Below are 22,813 nucleotides of genomic sequence, written 5' to 3'. Positions count from 1 at the left end.
GGCATCCACTCCGCGCTCCGTCCGAGTGCGGACGGCGGAGCCGGAAGTGGAGCCGAGGGGAGGGTGTCGGGGTGTGGGTCCGAGTAGCAGTTCTGGTGATGCTCGCGGCGCTGTCGGCCGTGGTGCGAATGGCCGGACCTCTGACCCTGCCGGGTGTCCCCTGGCGGCGGTCCGGCCATCCGCGGCTTCGCCCGGGCCCGGTGGGTTCAGCCCAGCCCGGGCCCGGCCGTGCCGGCGAGGGCTTCGAGGTCGCTCTTGCGGACCTTGATCACCAGCCAGGCCGTGAGCAGGCCGAGCGCGGCCATGACGGCGGCGGGGATGAACGCGGTCGAGATCCCGTGCGCGAGCACCTCGTGTCCCCAGGGCGCGGGCAGCTGGTGGGACTTGGCGAACTCCGCCTTCTGTTCCGGCGAACCGTCGGCGAGGAACTTCGGCAGCTGCTTCTTCGCCTCGTCCTTGCTGGCCGAGCCGAAGACCGTGGTCAGGATCGACAGACCCAGCGAACCACCCACCTGTTGCATGGCGTTGAGCAGCCCGGAGGCCGCTCCGGCCTCGTGCTGGGCGACCCCGGAGACCGCGGTGACGGTCGCGGTCACGAAGTTCAGGCCCATGCCGAAGCCGAAGACCAGCATGGGCCCCAGCACCCCGCCGAGATACGAGCTGTCGGGGTTGATGAACGTCTGCCAGGTGAGGCCGACGACCACGAGCGCGGAGCCGGTCATCATGAACGGCTTCGGGCCCAGGGCGGGCAGGAACCGCTGCGACAGCCCGGCGCCGACGGCGATCGCCACCGTCACGGGCAGGAAGGCCAGACCGGCCCGGATCGGGCTGTAGCCCAGCACGTTCTGTACGAACAGCACGATGTAGAAGAACATGCCGAACATCGCCGCGGCCAGGCTCAGCATGATCACGTAGGTGCCGGAGCGGTTGCGGTCGGCGAACATCCGCAGGGGGGTGATGGGCTCCTTCGCCCGGGTCTCGATGAAGACGAAGGCCAGCAGAAGCACCACCGCTGCGCCGAAGGACCCGAGGGTCAGAGCGTCGCGCCAGCCCTCCTCCGCGGCCCGGATGAAGCCGTACACCAGGGAGACCATGCCCAGCGTGGAGGTCAGCGCGCCCGCGATGTCGAAGCGGCCGGGATGCCGTTCGGACTCGTTGATGTACTGCGGGGTGAGGGCGACGATCAGCAGGCCGATCGGCACATTGACGAAGAACACCCAACGCCAGTCCAGCCAGTCGGTGAGCATGCCCCCGGCCAGCAGACCGATGGCACCGCCGCCCGCGGACACGGCGGCGAACACGCCGAACGCCCGGTTGCGCTCCGGGCCTTCCGGGAAGGTGGTGGTGATCAGCGCCAGCGAGGTCGGCGACGCGATCGCGCCACCCATGCCCTGGAGGGCCCGAGCGGCCAGCAGCTGCCAGGGTTCTTGGGCGAGACCGCCGAGGAGCGAGGCGAAGGTGAACAGCAGGATGCCGGTCATGAACACCCGACGCCGGCCGAGGATGTCACCGGCACGCGCACCGAGCAGCAGCAGACCGCCGAAGGTGAGCGTGTAGGCGCTGACCACCCAGGTGAGGTCGGTGGTGCTGAACTTGAGCGCGTCTTGAATGTGCGGAAGCGCGATGTTCACAATCGTCGCGTCAAGTACGACCATGAGCTGGCAGGCGGCAATGACGGTGAGTGCGATGCCGGGGCGCCCCTGACGGCGGGCCGCACCCGGTTTCTGATCAGGTATCAGTTGAGAGGTTGTCACTATGGGTCCCCCACGAAGGTGTTAGTGAACGCCCGCGTTCACTGTCGCGTCAACGGTAGTGAGTCCTCGGTAGAGAACGCAAGCGTTCACTTAACTGCGCGTCGCGTGCCGCGTCCCCCTTTGTCGTCGCGCGCCGCGCCCCCCGCTCCGGAATTCCCCGCTTCCCCTCGCTCGCTGGAGACACTCAGATGGTTACCTCGCGCTGGACTGCCGTTCCTCCTCGGGCGGCCTCCCCCCGTCGGCGCGGTGCGGTCCTCGAACGCGCGATCCTGGACGCCGCCTTGGAGCAGCTCAGCACCGTCGGCTGGAACGGCCTCACCATGGAGGGCGTCGCCGCCGGTGCGCAGACCGGAAAGGCGGCGGTGTACCGGCGCTGGCCCTCGAAGGAGGATCTGGTCGCCGACGCGCTGCAGGCCGGTCTGCCGCGTTTGGAGGAGGCCCCCGACCTCGGAAGTGTGCGCGAGGACCTGCTGGCGCTGTGCCGGCAGGCCCGGGACGCGATGTTCTCGCGCCCTGGCTTCGCGCTGCGGTCGGTGATTCACGAATGCGATCCGACGCAGGTCGAGCGCTTCCATGGCGTGATCTTCGACGGGGTGGTGGGGCCGACCACCAAGCTGATCGGTGAGATCGTCACCCGTGGCATAGAGCGGGGGGAGGTGCGCGCCGATGCGGCCAATGACTATGTCCTCGACGCCATTCCGGCGATGATGATGTACCGCAACAAGATTTCTGGAAGCGAATGGAACGACCAGGAGGTCGAGCGGATGATCGACCACTACATGCTTCCGCTGCTGCTGTCGCGCGGAGCCTGATCCACCGCTCCGGCGGCCCGCACTCCCGTCGGGCAAGCCGGGGTGTTGCTCTGGGATCGGCGCGGCGTACCCTAAGGGCGCCATGCCGTACGAACCGCCTACTCACACCGTCGAGCGCTCCCTCCGCGCCACGACCGGAGCCAAGGTCATTGCCGGTGTCGACGAGGTGGGGCGCGGTGCCTGGGCCGGGCCCGTCACTGTCTGCGCCGCGGTCACCGGTCTTCGCCGGCCGCCCGACGGCCTCACCGACTCCAAGCTGCTGACCGTCAAGCGCCGTAGGGAACTTGCCGAGACGTTGCGGACCTGGGTCACGGCCTACGCCCTGGGTCACGCCTCGCCGGAGGAGATCGACAGCCTCGGCATGACGGCCGCACTGCGGCTGGCCGCGGTCCGTGCCCTGGAGGCTCTCCCCGTCCGTCCCGACGCGGTCATCCTCGACGGGAAGCACAACTATCTCGGCTCCCCGTGGCAGGTGCGCACGGTCATCAAGGGTGACCGATCGTGCGTGGTCGTCGCGGCGGCCTCGGTGATCGCCAAGGTTCAGCGCGACAAAATGATGGCCGAACTGGGTATCGACCATGCAGACTTCGGATTTGCGGACAACGCCGGGTATCCGTCACCCGTGCACAAGGCCGCACTGGAGGAGCGGGGCCCCACCCCGTACCACCGGTTGTCGTGGGCGTATCTTGATGCGCTGCCCCAGTGGCAGCACCTCAAGAAGGTCCGCAGCTGGGCGGAGGGAAGCGTTCCGGAGATCGAGGGTCAGCTCGGCTTCGACTTCTGACGTTCCAGTCGCACTGTTGTGCCACCCGGTTCACGTGACCTGCACCAACGTTTGATAGATATCAGCTCATGCCTCTCATTCCCGAGGAGCCTCAGATTCACGAGAGTGCCCAGGGTCCCCGCGCCACTCCGGCCAGTGGCCGTACCGCGCCGACCCCCCGTCCCGTACCCGGCCCCCGCCCCGCGGCTCCGTCGCGTCCCGGTCGTCCCGGCCCTCTGCGGCCCACGCCGCCGGTGCAGCGCACGCCGCGTGACGTGGCCAAGCCAGGCCCGTCCGGCCCGGCCGTGCCCGCCGCGGCAGCGGCGGCCCCGCAGATCCAGCTGGTCCCGGCATCGGTCGAGAGCGCTCTCGACTCCGCCGAGGAGGCAGTGGACCTGCTTCTCGAATCGGGTCGTGCCCCCGGTGACGTGCTGGTGATCACCACCGGCGCGCAGCATCCGTGGGCCGACCACGAGCTGTCCTTCGGTGAAGCCTCCTACTGGGCGCAGCACGACGCGGGCGACGACGTCTTCTACACGGACGCCGCTGTCGCTTCCCGTGCCGCGACCCGCCCCGTGGTCGTGGTCGCCGTCAACGGCGGTTCCGACGCCGTCGCCGCCACCGCCCTGCCGCTGGCCCTCTCCCGGGCCGGTGCCCTGTTGATCGTCTGCGGCGACCCGCAGCGGATCAACTCGGTGCTGGGCGCCGGAGTCTGAGCCACCTCCGGCGCCTCTGGGACTCCGGAGGTACCGAAGGAGCCGCAGGGCCGGACTCGCACGGTGGTGCCTTCGGCATGCCCGGACGCCGGGCGAGGGGTACCGACCGTCGGGCGCGGCCGCTCGGCGGACGGAAGGTCCGAGCGCGGGTACCCGGCCGGGTCTGTCCCGTGACCGGGCGACGGGCTGTCGTGCGCGGCCCGGAGCACGGTGAGTGACCCCGCTGAGCACGCCGTGCGGCATGCTTCAGCGTGCCGTGCCCGGCGGTGTGTGCTCGGCCGGTGCCCCCGCGCGGGGGGCCCGCTTCAGCGGGCGGCCGCGCGGCGCAGTACCTCGGAGGCGGCGCCTCCCGTGCGCGGTGGCAGGGGTGCGGCTTCGGACAGGGCGAAGGGTTCGGGAGGCGAGTCGGCGTTCGGGCGCCGCCCGCCGCGGCCCTCGCCGAGCACCTGCCAGCCGTCGCGGGTCAGCGTGATGTACGCCCCGCAGCGCAACCCGTGCAGAGTGCAGGCATCCCGCAGTCCCCACATCCAGGCACCGTCCTCCTCCGTCCAACGCGCGTCCCCCTCGCGGCAGTAGAGCAGTACGGCGGTCCGCACCGGGGTGCGGCGGCGCAGGTCGTGCGGGATGACCCGGCGCAACTGGGCCAGCAGCGCGTTGCGGAACATCCAACCGTCGGCCTGGGTGGAGCGCCGGGTGAACGACGCGCTCGCGCACAGCCGTTCCTCCGGGTCGAGGACGGCAACGATCGCCGTCGCCGGCCTGGGGTGGTGTCGGGCGTGCAGCCCGCTGACGACCTCACGGGGGTTCCGGAGCAGCGGTATGCCGGCATCGGCCCACTCCGCGGGCTCGAGCAGACGGCTGGCGGAAGCGGCGGACGCGGAAGTCGACAACGATGCCGCCGAGGACGGAGCGAATCCGAAGGTCACGTTCCTCCCTTCGGCTACGCGCCCACACAGCGGGCGAGATCGGATTCGGGGGAGCGCGCACCGCAGTAAGGCCCAACCGGATCACGGACGAGCCGTGCGGGGAGCGGACTTCAATTCTTCCTGTCGAACTTGAATGCGGCAACGAGCAAATGGGGCCACCGACTGTTATGTGGTGGTGCGTTGCTTATATCCCTACCCCGTGAGACACACGGAGGACCCTGGGACGTTCTAGTTCGGCACGTGCGTACGCCGCACCCGGTGCCGTAATCGAACAGCCCCGGGTCGATCAGCCCTGAACGGCCAGGACCAGCGGCAACACCCCGCGTGCCCCGGACCTCCGCAGCAGGCGCGTCGCGACCGCCAGCGTCCAGCCGGTCTCGGTGAAGTCGTCCACCAGCAGAACCGGACCCTGCGCCGCGGCGAGCGCGGTGGCGAGGTCGGGTGGCACGGTCAGTGCACCGTCGAGGGCCTTCAGGCGCTGGGCACTGTTGCTGCGCGAGACGTGCGGCGCCTCGCCCGCGTACTCCACGGAACCCAGCAGGGGCAGTCTGCCGATCTCCGCGATACGGGCGCCCAGGGAGTCGATCAGCCGGGGCCTGGAGCGCGAGGCGACGGTGACGACACCCACCGGGCGCGGCTGCGCGTCGGCCGCGCCCGGGGCCCATCCGCCGGGGCCCTTCGCCCAGTCGGCCAGCACCTCCACCACCGCGTGGGCGACATCGTCCGGCACGGCCGTGTCCGGAGCCTGGGGCGCCAGCAGCGGCCGTAGCCGGTTGCCCCAGCCGATGTCCGACAAACGTCCCAGGGCCCGCCCCGTCGACGCCTGTTCACCGGCCGGAATGCGTCCCTTGAGATCGATGCCGATGGCCGGCAGGCCGGTCGGCCACATCCGGCGGGGCTCCACCTCGACGCCCGCGCGGCCGAGGTCGACCCGTGCCGCGTCCAGTGCTGCCGTGGAGGTGGCCGCCGTGAAGCGCGGCCGCGCGCAGTTGTCGCAGCGGCCGCAGGGCTTCGCTCCCTCGTCGTCGAGCTGGCGCTGCAGGAACTCCATCCGGCAGTCCGTCGTGGCCGCGTACTCGCGCATCGCCTGCTGCTCGGCCGCGCGCTGCCGCGCCACCCAGTCGTACCGCTCCGCGTCGTACGTCCACGGCTGCCCGGTCGCGATCCACCCGCCCTTGACCCGCTTGACGGCGCCGTCCACGTCGAGAACCTTCAGCATGGTCTCCAGCCGGGAGCGGCGCAGTTCCACCAGCGGCTCCAGCGCGGGCAGTGACGTGGGGCCGCCGGCCCGGGAGAGGACGTCCAGGGTGCGGCGCACCAGATCCTCCGACGGGAAGGCGAGCGAGGCGAAGTAGTCCCAGATCGCCTCGTCCTCCCGGCCCGGCAGCAGCAGTACCTCGGCGTGCTCGACACCGCGCCCCGCACGGCCCACCTGCTGGTAGTAGGCGATGGGGGAGGAGGGCGAGCCCAGGTGCACCACGAACCCGAGATCGGGCTTGTCGAAGCCCATGCCGAGGGCCGAGGTGGCGATCAGCGCCTTGACCCGGTTGCCGATCAGGTCGTCCTCGGCCTGCTGCCGGTCGGCGTTCTCCGTCTTCCCCGTGTACGACGCCACGACGTACCCACGCTGCCGCAGGAAGGCGGTGACCTCCTCGGCGGCGGCCACGGTGAGCGTGTAGACGATGCCGGAGCCCGGCAGTTCGTCCAGGTGATCCGCGAGCCACGCCATCCGGTGCGCGGCGTCCGGCAGCCGCAGCACACCGAGGCTCAGGCTCTCCCGATCCAGCGGACCACGCAGCACCAGGGCGTCCGAGCCGCCACCGGTGCCGAGCTGCTCGGCCACATCTGCGGTCACCCGCGCGTTGGCGGTGGCGGTGGTCGCCAGTACCGGCACACCCGGCGGCAGATCGGCGAGCATGGTGCGCAGCCGCCGGTAGTCCGGACGGAAGTCATGGCCCCAGTCGGAGATGCAGTGGGCCTCGTCCACGACGAGCAGCCCGGTCGCCGCGGCCAGTTTGGGCAGGACCTCGTCGCGGAAGTCAGGGTTGTTGAGACGCTCCGGGGACACCAGGAGGACGTCGACCTCGCCGGCCGCGATCTCCGCCTGGATCGCCTCCCAGTCCTCGGTGTTGGAGGAGTTGATGGTGCGGGCGTGGATGCCGGCCCGGGCCGCGGCGCCCACCTGGTTGCGCATGAGCGCGAGCAGCGGGGAGACGATGACCGTCGGGCCGCTGCCCGCGGCCCGCAGCAGCGAGGTCGCCACGAAATACACCGCGGACTTCCCCCAGCCCGTGCGCTGGACGACCAGGGCCCGTCGCCGGTCGGCGACCAACGCCTCGATCGCCCGCCACTGGTCCTCGCGCAACCGGGCGGTGCCCGTGTCGTCGCCGACGAGACGGGCGAGGACGGCGTCCGCCCGTGCCCGGAGTTCCGTGTTGCTCGTGTGCTCCATGAACCCCATACAACAGGACCGGACCGACAGCCGGGCGGGCTGTGGATGAGCGAGACGGCTTTGTCGTGTCCCTGATTCGACTTGTCCACAGGCAAACCGGAATCCCGAGATCCGCGAGATCGTCGGCGCATGACGAATCACAGCGAAACCACCGGACCCTCCGAAAACGGCGACATCGCGGGAGGTGCGGGGCCTCTCGGCCGATCCGCCCACGACACCCAGATCACCCTGCGCACCCCGGCGGAACTGGCCGACGCGCTGCCCTATCTGCTCGGGTACCGCCCCGAGGACAGCATGGTGCTGGTGGCCCTGCACGACCGGGGCGGCCGCGGCCGCTTCGGTGGACGGGCCCGGCTCGGCATCCCCGCGAACAAGGACGACTGGGAATCGGCCGCACGCCAGCTGGCCCAGGGCCTGATGACGGGCAGCGAGCGCCGCGGAACCCGCCCCGAGCAGATGGTCGCCTACGTCTGCCAGGAACCCGCGCCCGGCGAAACCGGCCGGGACGTCATGCGCCGGCTCGCCCCGCTGGCGCACCTGCTGCGCACCGAGTGCGGCCGCCTCGACGTGCCGGTGATCGAGGCGTTGTGCGTCTCGGAGGGCCGCTTCTGGTCGTACTGCTGCCCGGCCGATGAGTGCTGTCCTCCCGACGGCGCGCCCATGGGCCTGCCCGGCACCTCCGTGCTCGCGGCCGCCGCCACTTACGCCGGGATCCAGGTGCGCGGCACCCTGCGCGAGCTGCGGGCCAGGCTGCAGCCCCGGGAGACCGGCGTCGTACGGGAACAGGAGATCGCCCTGGACCGCGCCGGAATGGCCCTGGTACCCCGCATCCTCCACGACGCCTCCCGCGCGGAAGTGGCCGGGGAGACACTCGCCCTCGCCGAGCGGATCATCAGCCGGTACGCATCCGCCACCCCGGTGTCCGGGACCCACCAGGCGGACCTCCGTGACGACGCCCTGCTCGCCCACGACGAGGCCGCGATGCTGATCCTCGGGCTGCAGGACCGCACGACCCGCGACCGAGCGGCCGCCTGGATGGAGGGCGACGAGGCCGGACCGGCCCTGCGCCTGTGGCGAGCCCTCGCCCGCCGCTGCGTCGGCCCGTACGGCGAACACGCCGCCGCTCCCTTGACCCTGGCCGGCTGGGTCGCCTGGTCGACCGGCGACGACCTGGAAGCGCGGGAGGCCCTGGCGATGGCCCTGGGCGCGGACCCCGAATATCTCTTCGCGCGCCTGCTGCACCAGGCCTGCAACGAGGGTCTGGACCCGGAGTCGATCCGCCGCTGCCTGCGTACGGAACGCGCGGGGCGCGAGCCGGCGGACAGCGCGGAAGCCGTCGGCGACACCGCTCAGCTCGAGCCGGTCGAGCCGGTCGCCGGCCACGAGCCGAGCGCCGCCGCCGAAACCCGAGAGCGCCACCGCCCGCGTACCCAAGACGGGCCCGACCCGCGGCGGCCACGGCCGACGGGCACCCGTGGGCGACCGACGGGCGCGGGTCCCACCCGCACCCGCCCCGGTTCGTCCAGGCCCGGCGACGGCACGCGGGCCCGCGCGGCGGAGAAGAGCGACACCCGAGGCGGCCGGGTCACGCGGGAGGACACACGCACCGGGAAAAGCCGTGGCGAGCAGGACGAATGAACGAGGACCGGCCAAGGGCGGCATACGACGGGCGTGGGTCGGTGCCGTCCGCCGCTGGACACGCAACCTCGTCGGCCCCGCGCTGCGCCGTGACCGCTCGCCCGTGGGCCGGCGCGGTATCGGCCCGTCGGTCTTCGGTTTCCGGAAGCACAGGCCGTCCGGGCCGAAGGACGTCTCTCCGCACCGCCGTCCGACCGGGTTCGACGGGCGGAGGCGTGACCAGGAGGAGCCCTCCTCCGTTCACCTGAGTGGCGGAACGCCTGGACGGGCCGTGCCGCCGCCCGTCCCCGGTCCCTCCGGAGCCCTCCGTCCGGCGCCCAGTACGTCCCGGGCGCATAGAGCGCAGAAGGAGCCTCCCCATGCATCAGCCGACTCCGACCTCCACCGCCGACGACAACCACCGACTCCGGGACGGCCCACCCTGGCTCCCGCCGGCCGAGGGCGTCTCGGGGCAGCCGCGCAACCGCACAGCCCGGCCCACGCCCCCACGACCGGCCTCGGGTGCCCAGGGCCCGGGGCACATCGGCGGGCTGCCGCCCGCGCACACCGCCCTGATCTGCGTCGCGCTGCCCGGTCTCGCCATCTCCACGGAGCAGGGCCAGTTGACCGGTCGCGGCCTGGAAGGGTTCTACCGGGCGGGCCGGCGGCTGCTCGCGCGCTGCCAGGTCCGTGTCGCCGGCCGCGAACCACTCCCCGTGCAGGCCCGGATGGCGGGGGCGGACTCCGTTCGCTTCGTGGGCACCCTGCGCGCCTCTCCGGCGGCCGGCCCGGATCCGGACGTGGTCGTGGAACGGACCCGTCACGCCGAGGGCACCGAGCGCATCACCCTGTACAGCTCCGCGCGCCACCGCCTGCGCCTGCCGCTGGAGGTGGCCCTCGGTACCGACCTGGCGGAGCTGAGTGCCATCGCCTCCGGCAGCCCCGGCCCCGAACTCCCGCCCAGCGTCCACGACTCCGGCCTGCGCTGGACCACCCCCACCGGTAACTCGTCGGTCACGGCGGACCCGCCACCCGCCGACGCGCTGGCCTCCGCGGGACTGCTGCGCTGGGAGTTCGAACTGCCCCCGGGCGGAACGGCGAGCGTCGAACTGCGGGTGCGACCGGACGGCGTGGGTCCCGCGCGCGTCGTGGGACGCGCGGCCGCCAGCCCACTGGCGCCGGCCAGGGCCGCGGGCGACGACCCGAGAGCCGGGGCGCTGCTCAGGACCAGCATCGAGGATCTTCAGGCACTGCTGCTCCGCGACCCGGCGCACCCCTCCGACACCTACCTCGCGGCCGGGGCGCCCTGGCGCTGCGGTCTGGCCCCGGCCGAGGCGCTCGCCGCCGCCCGGATGACCTTGCCCCTCGGCACCCGCCTGGCCGCCGGCACGCTGCGCACCCTGGCCCGCACCCAACTCCGCGGCCCGGGACCGCACGGCGGCATGATCCCCGGCCCGCGCCGCGACGCCGGAGCACATCTGCCACCGGGCTGCACAGGTACGGAGGCCACCCTGCTCTTCCCCGTCCTGCTCGCGGAGGCCCGCCGCTGGGGGCTCCCGGACCAGGAGACGCGGGAACTGCTGCCCGTGGCCGAGCGCTGCCTGTCCTGGCTGCGCACCACGGTGGGCGACCACACCTACCTCTGCGACCCGCCGCCCGGCGGCCCCGCGCGCAGCGAGACCCAGGCCCACGCCCACCGGGCCGCGATACTCGGCGCCGACCTCCTCGACGCGTACGACCGGCCCGGCGGTGCCGGGCTGAGGCAATGGGCGGGAGAGCTGAGGAAGGCGTTCCAGGCGGACTTCTGGACCGAGGACAGAGGCGGCGGCCGTCCGGCGGCCGCACTGACCCCGGACGGCCGCCCCCTGACCCACCTCGGCTCCACCGCCGTCCACCTGCTCGACACCGGGCTGCTCGGTGCCGGCAGACCGGCCGTCGGCCTGCTCGACAAGGTGCAGACCGAGCAGCTCGCCCGATTGCTCGGGGGGCCGGCCCTGGACTCGGGGTGGGGGCTGCGTGGACTGGGGGCCAAGGAGGCGGGACACAATCCGTTCGGCCATCGGGCCGGAGCCGTCCGCGTCCACGAGACGGCTCTTGCCGTGGCCGGACTGGCCGCCGCGGGCTACGAGAAGGAGGCGGGCGGCCTGCTGCGCGGCCTGCTGGCGGCGGCCGAGCACTTCGGTCACCGGCTGCCCGAGATGTTCGGCGGTGAGCAGCGGACCGACGGAAGTGCCCCCCTTCCGCATCCCGCGGCCTGCCGTCCGGCGGCCACCGCGGCCGCTTCCGGGGTGCTGCTCCTCACCACGCTCGCCGGCATCCGCCCCGACGCCCCCGCCGGGACGGTCACCCTCCGGCCCGTCCACAGCGCGCCCCTGGGCGAACTGGGCCTGACCGGCCTGCGGGTGGCCGGCGCGCCTTTCTCGATAAGGGTCAGCCGACTCGGCCTGGCCATGGTCGAGGAGGCCGCGGACGGCCTTCAACTGGGGGCGTGACCTCCTGGGCGACCTTGCGGGACGTGACCGTCACGACGAACGGATGGCCGGGCGTCGGACGTCTGCCGGAGCGAACCGTGAGCTGCATACCGGAGCGAAGGTGATCTGCCGTCGAAGCGAGCGACGAAGGGAGTGTTTATCGTCAGGCAGACGACTATGATCACCGCATGCCCTACGACCCGTCAGCCTTTCCGCCCTTCGCCGTCACCGTGGACCTGGTCGTGCTGACTGTGCGCCGCCACGCCCTGTGCGCGCTGGCGGTACGCAGAGGGGAGCAGCCGTTCCAGGGGCGGTGGGCGCTGCCTGGCGGCTTCGTACGGGCCGACGAGGATCTCTCGCAGGCTGCGGCGCGAGAACTCGCCGAGGAGACCGGCCTGCGCGCTCACGACCCCGACGCACCCGCCCAGGACGGCGGAGCCCACCTGGAGCAGCTGGCGACCTACGGCGCCCCCAAGCGCGACCCCCGGATGCGCGTGGTCAGCGTCGCCCACCTCGCCCTCGCCCCCGACCTCCCCGCACCCCGTGCGGGCGGCGACGCCAGCAACGCGCGCTGGGCGCCGGTCGAGGAACTGCTCGCGCAGGGCGGCTACGGCCGGGACGGCGAGCCCCTCGCGCCGCTCGCCTTCGACCATGCCCAGATCCTGTCCGACGGGGTGGAGCGCGCCCGCTCCAAGATCGAATACTCGTCCCTGGCCACCGCGTTCTGCCCGGCCGAGTTCACGGTCGGTGAGCTGCGCCGCGTCTACGAGGCGGTGTGGGGCGTGGCGCTCGACCCGCGCAACTTCCATCGCAAGGTGACCGGCACCCCGGGCTTCCTCGTCCCCACCGGCGGCACGACCACCAGGCAGGGCGGCCGTCCGGCCCAGCTTTTCCGCGCCGGCGGCGCGACTCTGCTCAACCCGCCGATGCTGCGACCCGAGGTCTGACCGTCCGACAGCGCGAATCCCGCCGAGGTTAAACCCTTCTATACCTGGAAAAACGGTCATTCCGCGCTATCTTCCCTAAGGTGATCGAGGCCTTCGGACTGACCAGCAATCCCCGCAAGGCGCACCCGCCCGCCGTCGACGACGTGTCCTTCGAAGCGTGCGCGGGCCGCGTCACCGCACTCCTGGGCAAGGAAGGCGCGGGCAAGACCACGGCGCTCAGACTGATGCTCGAACTCCAACAGGGCCGTGGGCTGACCTACTTCAGAGGCCGCCCCCTGCATCGCATCGCCCACCCCTCGCGTGAGGTCGGCGTCCTCCTCGGTGACGTCCCAGGCCATCCGGCCCGCTCCGTCCGCGGCCATCTGCGCATGCTGTGCGCGGCGACCGGAGTCCCGGTCCGGCGTGCCGACGAAGTGCTCGAAGCGGTCGGCCTCGTCAGCCTCCGCGAGGAGCGCCTGGGCACGCTGTCGCGCGGCGTGGACCGTCGGCTGGGACTCGCCTGCGCCCTGCTCCCCGATCCACACACCCTCGTCCTGGACGAACCCGCGCACGGTCTCTCCACCCGCGAGAGCCACTGGCTGCACCGCATGCTCAGGGCCCACGCCGTGCAGGGCGGCACGGTCCTGTTCACCACCTCCGATCCCAAGGAGGCCGCCCGCGCCGCCGACCGGGTGGTCACCCTGGAGGCCGGCAGGCTCGTCGCGGACCAGGAGGCCACCGAATTCGCCCGCACCAGGCTGCGCCCACGTGTGGCCGTCCGCAGCCCCCACGCCGCCCGGCTCGCCGCCCTCCTCACCAAGGAGGCCCGCACGAGCCGCCGCTCAGTGGAGGTCGTCAGCGAAGGCGGCAACCGCCTCTCGGTGTACGGCAGCACGACGGCCGAGGTCGGCGAGACCGCGTTCCGCCACGGCATCCTCGTTCACCAACTTGCCGATGAGGTCGGCGACATGGGAGCGGGCGCCGGAGCGGAGCCGCCGACGGACGCCGTACCGGAGGCTGCACCGGAGGCCGAACGGCGGCTGCGGGGTGCGAGCGAGTCGGCTGCCGTGGACGGGGCTCGGACGGTCGACGAGGCGGCGACCACGGAGCGGCGGGACACGCCCGGCACCGATCCGCGTCAGAACACGGGCGGTTCTCCCGTCACCCCACAGCCACGGACATCGGCCGGACCGAGGCCGGTGAGCCAGTCACGCACCGCCGACGGGGAGCCAGGCCCGGATCAGCCGTCGAACCTGGCGGAGTCCTCCGCCACGGCTGAACAGCAGCCGTCCACCGGGGCACTCGCCGACGGCCCGGCGGCCACGCCCGGATCTCCGCACGCAAAACCGTCCGGCAGCGCCCTTGCCGCCGAGACCCCGACCGTCGCGCCCTCGCCCCAGTCGGCAGGCGCCCCCGAATCTCCCCGGCCGTCGTCGGCCGCCACCGCGTCCTCGCAGTCTCCGGCCCTGGCCACCGCACCCGGGCCGCCGACCCACGCCACCTCCCCGGACCCGATGTCCGCCACCGTCCCCGCCCAGCCACCGTCCACCGCCGACTCCGCCCAGCCCTCGGGGGCCGCGTCCGCTCGCCCACCGGCCGACGCCGCCTCCGCTCACTCATCGTCCGCTCCCGCCCCTGCTCAGCCCTCGGCCACCGGCTCCTCCGCTCACCCACCAGCGGTCCCTGCATCCGTCCGGCCACCCCTCGGCGCTGCCTCCGCTCACCCGTCGGCAACCGCCCCCTCTGCCCAGATGCCGGCCACCGCCGCATCCGCCCAGGCACCGGCGGCCGCCCCATCCGCTCACCCATCGGCAACCGCCCCCTCTGCCCAGATGCCGGCCACCGCCGCATCCGCCCAGGCACCGGCGGCCGCCCCATCCGCCCGGCCGCAGGCCGCTGCCGCATCCGACCAACCGCAGGCCGCTGCCCCATCCCCCCAGACACCGCCCCGCCCCGTGCCAGCCGGTCCCTCCACCCCCGCTGCCTCCTCCCAGCCACCGACCCCCGCCGTACCCGGCGAGGCGCCAACCACCCGGCTCTCCGTCAAACAGCAACCGCCGCAGCCCGGCCAGGCCCCCACGGCCAAGCTCTCCGCCAGGCAGCCGCAGCCGAAGCCGCGGCCTCACTCCGGCGAAGCCCCGACAGCCGACGATGACCCCACCCCGCCCCCGGCCGGCCCCGCGCGGACGACGGGGGCCGCCGCCCTGAACGACCCCTCCCCGCTCCCACCCGCCATCTCCGTCCGCTCTGCCCCCAGCCCCCTCCGCCCCCTGCGCTACGAACTCCGCCGGGCCGCCGGGATCGGTACCGGCTTTGTCACCTGCGGTGCTGTCCTGGCGGTGTCCGCCCTCATCGCCGTGCTGCTCGCCCGGCTCGGGCACACCCCGCAGGCCCGGCTGTTCGCCGCCTGGCCGCGGGAGCTGCCGCTGCCCCCCGCGGCGCTCGGTGCGGGGCTGCTCGGGGCGCTGGCCTTCGGAGACGAGTTCCGCCACCCCGCGCTGGCGGCGGACCGCGGCACCGTGCCCCGTCGGCTGGGGCTGCTCACGGCGAAGCTGGTGGTCTCCGGAGCCACCGCCGTGCTGCTCTCGTTCCTCACCCTGGGCTGCGACGCCGAAATGCTCTATCTCGTCTACGGCCGGGAACTCGCGAAGGTTCCCGCCGACTGGCTTCCGATGACCGCTAGTTGGTTCGGACTGATCGTCGGCTGCGCCTGGGCCGGTGTGCTGGCGGCGGGCGTCTTCCGGTCCACCACGGCCGGCCTCGCCGCGGTGCTCGCCGTACCCGTACTCGTCGTGCCCGTCGTACACAAGGCGCTGCAGGGGTCGGGTGTGCGGATGGCCGCCGGACTCCCGGTGCGGATGCGGGAGACGTTGCTGCTGCAGTGGCCCTTCGGAGGCGAGCGCTATCTGGTCGCCGCGGTCCGGGTGCTGGCCCAACCCGTGGGCGGGGCAATGGCGTTGTCGCTGACCGCGCTGGTCTGCGCGTACCTGTTCACCACCCTGCGGGCCAGGCTCAGATGACCACGGACCGGGCGCTTCCGGTCCCCCTGTGCGCACAACTCCTCACAGAAAGGCCATTTCTTTCCGATAAGGCGTCAATTGCGATGGGGTGAGCGATCACCCTTTCGTGTGCTTTTCACCAAAGACCTCAAGGGAGTTGGAGGCAGCGCCGACAAAGGATCCGTGAGTACCCTTGCGCACACCATGATGACCGCCGCCCGCTCCGCAGACTCTGGTCTGGTCGGCCCGGGCGAACTCGACCGCTACCCGTACGTGGATGCCCCCGTCAACGATCGTGTCGGGGCGCCCTCCTGGGAGGGCCCGGACCCGGAGCTGGGCCGTGTGGGACGACGTGCCGCGGGCAGCCGCGGCCGCGGACTGCACGGTCAACTCGTTCAGCAGCTGGGTCAGATGATCGTCTCCGGCGACCTGGGCGCGGACCGCCCGCTGGTGCCCGAGGAGATCGGCCAGCGTTTCGAGGTCTCCCGCACCGTCGTCCGTGAATCGCTTCGGGTCCTGGAGGCCAAGGGCCTGGTCAGTGCCCGCCCGAACGTCGGCACGCGCGTGCGTCCCGTCAGTGACTGGAACCTCCTCGACCCCGACATCATCGAGTGGCGGGCCTTCGGGCCGCAGCGCGACGACCAGCGCCGTGAGCTCAGTGAGCTGCGCTGGACGATCGAGCCACTCGCCGCCCGGCTCGCCGCCGGGCACGGGCGGGAGGACGTCCAGCAGCGCCTGTCCGACATGGTGGAGATCATGAGTCACGCGATGGCGCAGGGCGACGCGCTGACGTTCTCGCGCGCGGACGCCGAGTTCCACTCGATGCTCATCCAGATCGCGGGCAACCGCATGCTGGAGCACCTCTCCGGCATCGTGTCGTCGGCCCTCCAGGTCTCCGGCGGCCCGGTCACCGGCTGTGAGCGGCCGAACGAGACGTCCCTGGCCCAGCACGCGCGGATCGTCGACGCGCTCGGCACGGGCGACGGCGCGGCGGCCGAGTCGGCCATGCGTCAACTGCTCACCGTCCACCCCGAGGTCGAGCGCGTGGTACCCGCCCCGCGTGAGCACTGACCCGCATCGAGAGCGGTGCGCTCGGTCGGTTCCGCGTTCTCTGGGCGCCGCCGACCCCGGACCCCGCTTCCGCCGGACCCCGCCGGATCCCTCAGGGCTCCGGCGGGGTCCGGCGCGGCGGGACGGGCGCGCAGCGGTCGTATGACAGACACCGCGACGGTCGAGCGGTGTATGGCAGGCTTCTGTGGCGGTCGTACGGCGCACCCGCCGCCGTCCGAACGGCCCGGAGAGATCATCTGCGACAACATCTGTCCATGTCTGACCGTTTTTGAGCGCTTACGGGGTGTGACTCGGGCCACGTAGATTGGGCGTAACGCTCTTGCGAACAGCGCGATGACCTAAGAGGTGACAGCCGCGGAGGGAATACGGACGCCATTCATGGCGCTGTGTATCTTCCCGGCCCTCGCCCGCGCCGTCGGCCCATCCCCAAGCCGGCGGTCGGCTCCAGTCCCTCCAGGACGGGGCCGGAAGCCGTTTTCCAACGTTCCGAGAGGTTGTTCGTGTCGGCCAGCACATCCCGTACGCTCCCGCCGGAGATCGCCGAGTCCGTCTCTGTCATGGCGCTCATTGAGCGGGGAAAGGCTGAGGGGCAGATCGCCGGCGACGATGTGCGTCGGGCCTTCGAAGCTGACCAGATTCCGGCCACTCAGTGGAAGAACGTACTGCGCAGCCTCAACCAGATCCTTGAGGAAGAGGGTGTGACGCTGATGGTCAGTGCCGCGGAGCCCAAGCGCACCCGAAAGAGCGTCGCAGCGAAGAGTCCGGCCAAGCGCACCGCCACCAAGACGGTCGCGGCGAAGACGGTGACCACCAGGAAGGCCACCGCCACGGCCGCCCCGGCAGTGCCCCCCGTCGTAGCCGACGACCCGACCGACGAGGCGGCGTCCGCCAAGAAGGCCGCTGCCAAGAAGGCCGCCCCCACCGCCAAGAAGGCGGCCGCGAAGAAGACCGCGACCGCCGCGAAGAAGGCGGTGCCGGCGAAGAAGACCGCCGCCAAGAAGGACGACGTCGAGATTCTCGAGGAAGAGGTCCTCGAGGAGGTCAAGGCGGGCACCGAAGAGCCCGAGGGCACCGAGAGCGCGGGCTTCGTCCTGTCCGACGAGGACGAGGACGACGCGCCGGCGCAGCAGGTCGCCGCCGCCGGTGCCACCGCCGACCCGGTCAAGGACTACCTCAAGCAGATCGGCAAGGTCCCGCTGCTCAACGCCGAGCAGGAGGTCGAGCTCGCCAAGCGCATCGAGGCCGGTCTGTTCGCCGAGGACAAGCTGGCCAACGCAGACAAGCTCGCCCCGAAGCTCAAGCGCGAGCTGGAGATCATCGCCGAGGACGGGCGCCGAGCCAAGAACCACCTCCTGGAGGCCAACCTCCGTCTGGTGGTCTCCCTGGCCAAGCGCTACACCGGCCGCGGCATGCTCTTCCTGGACCTCATCCAGGAGGGCAACCTCGGTCTGATCCGCGCGGTCGAGAAGTTCGACTACACCAAGGGCTACAAGTTCTCCACGTACGCCACCTGGTGGATCCGTCAGGCGATCACCCGCGCCATGGCCGACCAGGCCCGCACCATCCGTATCCCGGTGCACATGGTCGAGGTCATCAACAAGCTCGCGCGCGTGCAGCGCCAGATGCTCCAGGACCTGGGCCGCGAGCCCACGCCGGAGGAGCTGGCCAAGGAACTCGACATGACCCCCGAGAAGGTCATCGAGGTCCAGAAGTACGGCCGGGAGCCCATCTCCCTGCACACTCCGCTGGGTGAGGACGGTGACAGCGAGTTCGGTGACCTCATCGAGGACTCCGAGGCCGTCGTCCCCGCCGACGCCGTCAGCTTCACGCTCCTTCAGGAGCAGCTGCACTCGGTGCTGGACACCCTGTCCGAGCGCGAGGCCGGTGTCGTCTCCATGCGGTTCGGTCTCACCGACGGCCAGCCGAAGACCCTCGACGAGATCGGCAAGGTCTACGGCGTCACGCGCGAGCGCATCCGCCAGATCGAGTCCAAGACCATGTCGAAGCTGCGCCACCCCTCGCGTTCTCAGGTGCTGCGCGACTACCTCGACTAGGTCGCGCCCATACGACGTCGAAGGCCCGGCTCCCATGGGGGAGCCGGGCCTTCGGGCTGCGGGTCGCGGTGCACTGGATGACTCTGGGTGTCCTGGCACCACCCAGAGTGAGGAGTGTGTATGCGCCGTCCCTTTGCCCCGGTCCTGATCCGACCGCTGATCCTGGCAGCCGTCGCCGCCGTGATACCGCTGGCCGGCCCGCCTCCGGCAGCCGCCGACAGCGTTGTCGTCGGCGGGTTCCCTGTCGACGTCTCCGAGACTCCCTGGACGGTCGCGCTGTCCAGCCGTGACCGGTTCGGGGGTACGCGGGCCGGCCAGTTCTGCGGCGGGGTGGCGATCGGCCGGACCACGGTGCTGACCGCGGCCCACTGTCTGGCCGACGAGGTGATCGGGGGACCCTCCGACCGGGTGCACGACCTCAAGGTCATCGCGGGCCGCACGGATCTGCTCTCGGCGCAGGGCCAGGAGATCCCGGTGACCCTCGCCCAGGTCAATCCGCGTTACGACGCCGATGCGAACACCGGCGACTTCGCCGTCCTCACCCTCGCCCGGCCCCTGCCGGCCGAGGCCGTCGTCAAGATGGCCGCCGAGGGCGACACCGCCTACCGGACCGGCACCGGTGCCCTGGTCTCCGGATGGGGCGACATCACGGGAGGCGGGGACTACGCGCGCCGGCTGTACGCCGCGCAGGTCCACGTGCTGCCCGACGAGGCATGCGAGCGCGCCTATCCCGGCGGCGCCGACGGCACCTACCGGGCGGAGTCCATGGTGTGCGCCGGGGAGGCCCTGGGCGGCCCCGACGCCTGCCAGGGTGACAGCGGGGGACCGCTGGTCGCCGGGGGGCGGCTAATCGGACTCGTGTCGTGGGGCAGCGGCTGCGGGCGCCCGGGTAGTCCCGGCGTCTACACGCGCGTCTCCGAGGTCGTGCGGGCTCTGGGGCCCGGCGGTGCCTTCAGTCGCTCACTGCGGCCTCAGGGGACCTCCTGAGGGGCGTCGCGGGTACATGACGACGGGCGGCCGCTCCCCGAGGGAGCGACCGCCCGTTCACCGGTCTGGACCGGAGCTGGCTCGTCGTGGGTGCGAGAGGTCAGCGCTCATCTTCGGAGGCGATGTTCGGAACGGACGTCAGCCGCTCCGTCTCGTCCTGTATCTCAGCGGCGATCTTCTTGAGTTCCGGCTCGAACTTGCGACCGTGGTGGGCGCAGAAGAGCAGTTCTCCGCCGCTGAGCAGCACGACGCGCAGGTATGCCTGGGCGCCGCAGCGGTCGCAGCGATCGGCGGCCGTCAGGTGGCTCGCGGGGGTCAGAACAGTAGTCACGTCGCCTCTTCTCTAGCTCGACGAGCTGTCGTACCAGGGTCAACATCCAACCAGCCCGAAAACGTTCCCGCTCGGGGCTTCTCCTCGAAAAAAATCTTTCGAGGTGGCCGTCTGCTGCCGGTTGGCGGCGAATGTGCCGTATTGCGTCGTCTTAGGTGCTTACGGGTTCGCTCGGTTCATCGGTCTCATCCTCCCGGCCGGGTTGCCGGTTGTTTGTGAGGACGTGCCCGGAGCCTAAATGGTTCATGCCTCGAAGGGAACGTGATATGTACTTCACTCCATCGAGGGATCGAACACGCATACGACCGTGGACTAGGGTGAGTTCACGACGAGGGTGGCGTTACAGCGGCTCTACCAGGCCTCGGTACCCTCTGAACGGCGACCGAAGCCGGCCCCTTACCCAAAAGGGGCTCCACTGAAATTCAGCGAGGAGCGAACCGCGTGACCGCCGATACGTCCGTGCCATCCACAGCGCTGCTGGCAGGAGCAGACCGGGACGGCTCCAACTACACCGCGCGGCACCTGCTCGTCCTCGAGGGCCTCGAAGCAGTGCGCAAGCGCCCCGGTATGTACATCGGCTCGACCGACAGTCGCGGTCTGATGCACTGCCTGTGGGAGATCATCGACAACGCCGTGGACGAGGCCCTGGGCGGCTACGGCGACCACATCGAGGTCATCCTCCACGACGACGGCTCCGTCGAGGTCCGGGACAACGGCCGCGGCATCCCCGTGGACGTCGAGCCCAAGACCGGCCTGTCCGGCGTCGAGGTCGTGATGACCAAGCTGCACGCCGGCGGCAAGTTCGGCGGCGGCTCCTACGCGGCCTCCGGCGGTCTGCACGGTGTCGGCGCCTCGGTGGTCAACGCGCTCTCCGCGCGGCTCGACGTCGAGGTGGACCGCGGCGGCCATGTGCACGCGATCAGCTTCCGCCGCGGTGTCCCGGGCGCCTTCGCAGGTGACGGCCCGGACGCGAAGTTCGAGGCCAAGAGCGGGCTGCGCAAGACCAAGAAGATCCCCAGGACCCGCAGCGGCACGCGCGTGCGTTACTGGGCCGACCGCCAGATCTTCCTCAAGGACGCCAAGCTCACTCTGGAGACCCTCCACCAGCGGGCCCGCCAGACCGCGTTCCTGGTGCCCGGCCTGACGATCGTCGTCCGTGACGAGTACGGCCTCGGCCCGGACGGCAGCAAGGGCGAGGAGTCCTTCCGCTTCGACGGCGGCATCAGCGAGTTCTGTGAGTACCTGGCCACCGACAAGCCGGTCTGTGATGTCCTCCGGTTCTCCGGGCAGGGCACCTTCAAGGAGACCGTCCCGGTCCTGGACGACCACGGCCAGATGACCCCCACCGAGGTCACCCGTGAACTCGGGGTCGACGTGGCGCTGCGCTGGGGCACCGGTTACGACGCGACCGTGAGGTCGTTCGTCAACATCATCGCCACGCCCAAGGGCGGCACCCACGTGGCCGGCTTCGAGCAGGCCGTCCGCGAGACCCTCAACGAGGTGCTGCGCGCCAAGAAGCTGCTGCGCGTCGCCGAGGACGACATCGTCAAGGACGACGCTCTGGAGGGTCTCACCGCCGTCGTCACCGTCCGTCTCGCCGAACCGCAGTTCGAGGGCCAGACCAAGGAGGTCCTCGGTACCTCGGCGGCCCGCCGGATCGTGAACAACGTGGTCACCAGGGAACTGAAGGCGTTCCTCACCTCCACCAAGCGTGACGCGGCCGCCCAGGCCCGCGTGGTTCTGGAGAAGGCGGTCGCCGCCGCGCGGACCCGGATCGCCGCCCGCCAGCACAAGGACGCGCAGCGCCGGAAGACGGCCCTGGAGTCCTCGTCCCTGCCGGCCAAGCTCGCCGACTGCCGTAGCGACGACGTCGAGCGCAGCGAGCTCTTCATTGTCGAGGGAGACTCCGCGCTCGGTACGGCGAAGCTGGCGCGGAACTCGGAGTTCCAGGCGCTGCTGCCGATCCGGGGCAAGATCCTCAACGTGCAGCGGTCCTCGGTGACGGACATGCTCAAGAACGCCGAGTGCGGTGCGATCATCCAGGTCATAGGAGCGGGCTCCGGCCGCACCTTCGACATCGACGCGGCCCGCTACGGCAAGATCATCATGATGACCGACGCCGATGTCGACGGCTCCCACATCCGCTGCCTGCTGCTGACGCTGTTCCAGCGCTACATGCGGCCCATGGTCGAGGCCGGCCGGGTCTTCGCGGCGGTGCCGCCGCTGCACCGCATCGAGATCGTCCAGCCCAAGAAGGGCCAGGACAAGTACGTGTACACGTACTCGGACCGCGAACTGCGCGACAAGCTCATGGAGTTCCAGAGCAAGGGCATCCGGTACAAGGACTCCATCCAGCGCTACAAGGGTCTCGGTGAGATGGACGCCGACCAGCTGGCCGAGACGACCATGGACCCGCGCCACCGCACCCTGCGCCGGATCAACCTCTCCGACCTCGAAGCGGCGGAGCAGGTCTTCGACCTGCTGATGGGCAACGACGTGGCCCCCCGAAAGGAGTTCATCTCCGGCTCGGCGGCGACGCTGGACCGGTCGCGCATCGACGCGTAGCCACTGCGGTGGGCTTTGGCTACCGGAGCGGTGATCCGGGCGCCGGTCAAGGTGGGCGGTGGTCAAGGTGGGCGGCGCTTAAGGTCGGCGGCGGTGGCCTGGGCGCGGTGGCCTGGGCGACGGTCGTCTGCCCGACGACGGCCGCCCGACTTCGCCCGCCCGACTTCGGCCGCCCGACTACGGCCGCCCGTCTTCGCTCATCCGGCTTCTCCCTCGACATGGCGCCCGCCCACGTCCACCCGGCAGTGGTTCGTGCAGCCCCGCGCTGCGTTCTCTCCACCCGGGGGTGGAGAGAACCCGCTCGTCGGATTCCACCCGTGATCCACCCACGCTCCGATCTGCTGACCTGCGCATTTCCGTAGCGTCGGA

15 protein-coding genes are annotated in these 22,813 nt (G+C 71.5%); 11 read left to right on the top strand and 4 right to left on the bottom strand.

Annotated elements, in window-relative coordinates:
• Positions 1-206 precede the first annotated feature (206 nt).
• Positions 207-1,754, bottom strand: a complete 1,548-nt coding sequence (locus tag AB0N16_RS03655) for an MFS transporter (protein WP_365792600.1) — start codon at positions 1,752-1,754, stop codon at positions 207-209.
• Between the two features lie 188 nt (positions 1,755-1,942).
• On the opposite strand from AB0N16_RS03655, the gene AB0N16_RS03650 reads away from it, so the two are divergent.
• The 3 genes from AB0N16_RS03650 (at position 1,943) to AB0N16_RS03640 (ending at position 4,045) form a co-directional block, all read left to right on the top strand.
• Positions 1,943-2,566 (top strand): TetR/AcrR family transcriptional regulator, encoded by a 624-nt coding sequence (locus tag AB0N16_RS03650; protein WP_365792598.1) that lies wholly within the window; start codon positions 1,943-1,945, stop codon positions 2,564-2,566.
• A gap of 82 nt (positions 2,567-2,648) precedes the next feature.
• A complete protein-coding gene (locus AB0N16_RS03645) occupies positions 2,649-3,350 on the top strand; it encodes a ribonuclease HII (protein WP_365792596.1) in 702 nt (233 codons plus the stop codon).
• A gap of 68 nt (positions 3,351-3,418) precedes the next feature.
• Positions 3,419-4,045, top strand: a complete 627-nt coding sequence (locus AB0N16_RS03640; protein WP_365792594.1) for a hypothetical protein — start codon at positions 3,419-3,421, stop codon at positions 4,043-4,045.
• A 305-nt stretch (positions 4,046-4,350) separates the two neighbouring features.
• Here AB0N16_RS03640 and AB0N16_RS03635 read toward each other — a convergent pair whose 3' ends face one another.
• Complete coding sequence (locus tag AB0N16_RS03635; protein ID WP_365792592.1) at positions 4,351-4,971, bottom strand: hypothetical protein; 621 nt, start codon at positions 4,969-4,971, stop codon at positions 4,351-4,353.
• 286 nt (positions 4,972-5,257) lie between these two features.
• Positions 5,258-7,423: a RecQ family ATP-dependent DNA helicase gene (locus tag AB0N16_RS03630; protein ID WP_365792590.1), complete on the bottom strand. Its 2,166-nt coding sequence runs from the start codon at positions 7,421-7,423 to the stop codon at positions 5,258-5,260.
• A gap of 129 nt (positions 7,424-7,552) precedes the next feature.
• Here AB0N16_RS03630 and AB0N16_RS03625 point away from each other — a divergent pair, with 129 nt between their 5' ends.
• From AB0N16_RS03625 to AB0N16_RS03595, 7 genes are all read left to right on the top strand, one after another.
• Entirely contained in the window at positions 7,553-9,061 is a 1,509-nt protein-coding gene (locus AB0N16_RS03625; protein ID WP_365792588.1) for a DUF4192 family protein, read from the top strand.
• 359 nt (positions 9,062-9,420) lie between these two features.
• Positions 9,421-11,532, top strand: coding sequence for a glycogen debranching N-terminal domain-containing protein (locus AB0N16_RS03620; protein WP_365792586.1), 2,112 nt, complete (start codon positions 9,421-9,423; stop codon positions 11,530-11,532).
• A gap of 167 nt (positions 11,533-11,699) precedes the next feature.
• On the top strand, positions 11,700-12,458 hold the full coding sequence (locus tag AB0N16_RS03615) for an NUDIX hydrolase (RefSeq protein WP_365792584.1): 759 nt from the start codon (positions 11,700-11,702) through the stop codon (positions 12,456-12,458).
• 80 nt (positions 12,459-12,538) lie between these two features.
• Positions 12,539-15,457, top strand: a complete 2,919-nt coding sequence (locus AB0N16_RS03610) for an ATP-binding cassette domain-containing protein (RefSeq protein ID WP_365792582.1) — start codon at positions 12,539-12,541, stop codon at positions 15,455-15,457.
• A 162-nt stretch (positions 15,458-15,619) separates the two neighbouring features.
• Positions 15,620-16,507, top strand: a complete 888-nt coding sequence (locus AB0N16_RS03605) for a FadR/GntR family transcriptional regulator (RefSeq protein ID WP_351728463.1) — start codon at positions 15,620-15,622, stop codon at positions 16,505-16,507.
• 500 nt (positions 16,508-17,007) lie between these two features.
• On the top strand, positions 17,008-18,561 hold the full coding sequence (locus AB0N16_RS03600) for an RNA polymerase sigma factor (RefSeq protein ID WP_365792580.1): 1,554 nt from the start codon (positions 17,008-17,010) through the stop codon (positions 18,559-18,561).
• Positions 18,562-18,681: 120 nt separating this feature from the next.
• Positions 18,682-19,548 carry a serine protease gene (locus AB0N16_RS03595; RefSeq protein WP_365792578.1) on the top strand — a complete coding sequence of 289 codons (867 nt, stop codon included), beginning with the start codon at positions 18,682-18,684 and terminating at the stop codon, positions 19,546-19,548.
• 100 nt (positions 19,549-19,648) lie between these two features.
• Here the strand turns inward: AB0N16_RS03595 and AB0N16_RS03590 are convergent, their stop codons facing one another.
• Entirely contained in the window at positions 19,649-19,879 is a 231-nt protein-coding gene (locus AB0N16_RS03590; protein WP_365792576.1) for a hypothetical protein, read from the bottom strand.
• A 441-nt stretch (positions 19,880-20,320) separates the two neighbouring features.
• Between AB0N16_RS03590 and AB0N16_RS03585 the strand changes: the two genes are divergently transcribed.
• Positions 20,321-22,444, top strand: a complete 2,124-nt coding sequence (locus tag AB0N16_RS03585; protein WP_365792574.1) for a DNA topoisomerase IV subunit B — start codon at positions 20,321-20,323, stop codon at positions 22,442-22,444.
• Positions 22,445-22,813: the final 369 nt, after the last annotated feature.

The sequence above is a fragment of the Streptomyces sp. NPDC051105 genome (genome assembly GCF_040682795.1).
Classification (GTDB): domain Bacteria; phylum Actinomycetota; class Actinomycetes; order Streptomycetales; family Streptomycetaceae; genus Streptomyces.
Note: the sequence above shows the minus strand (reverse complement) of the source record. Positions and strands in the feature narration are given on the sequence as shown.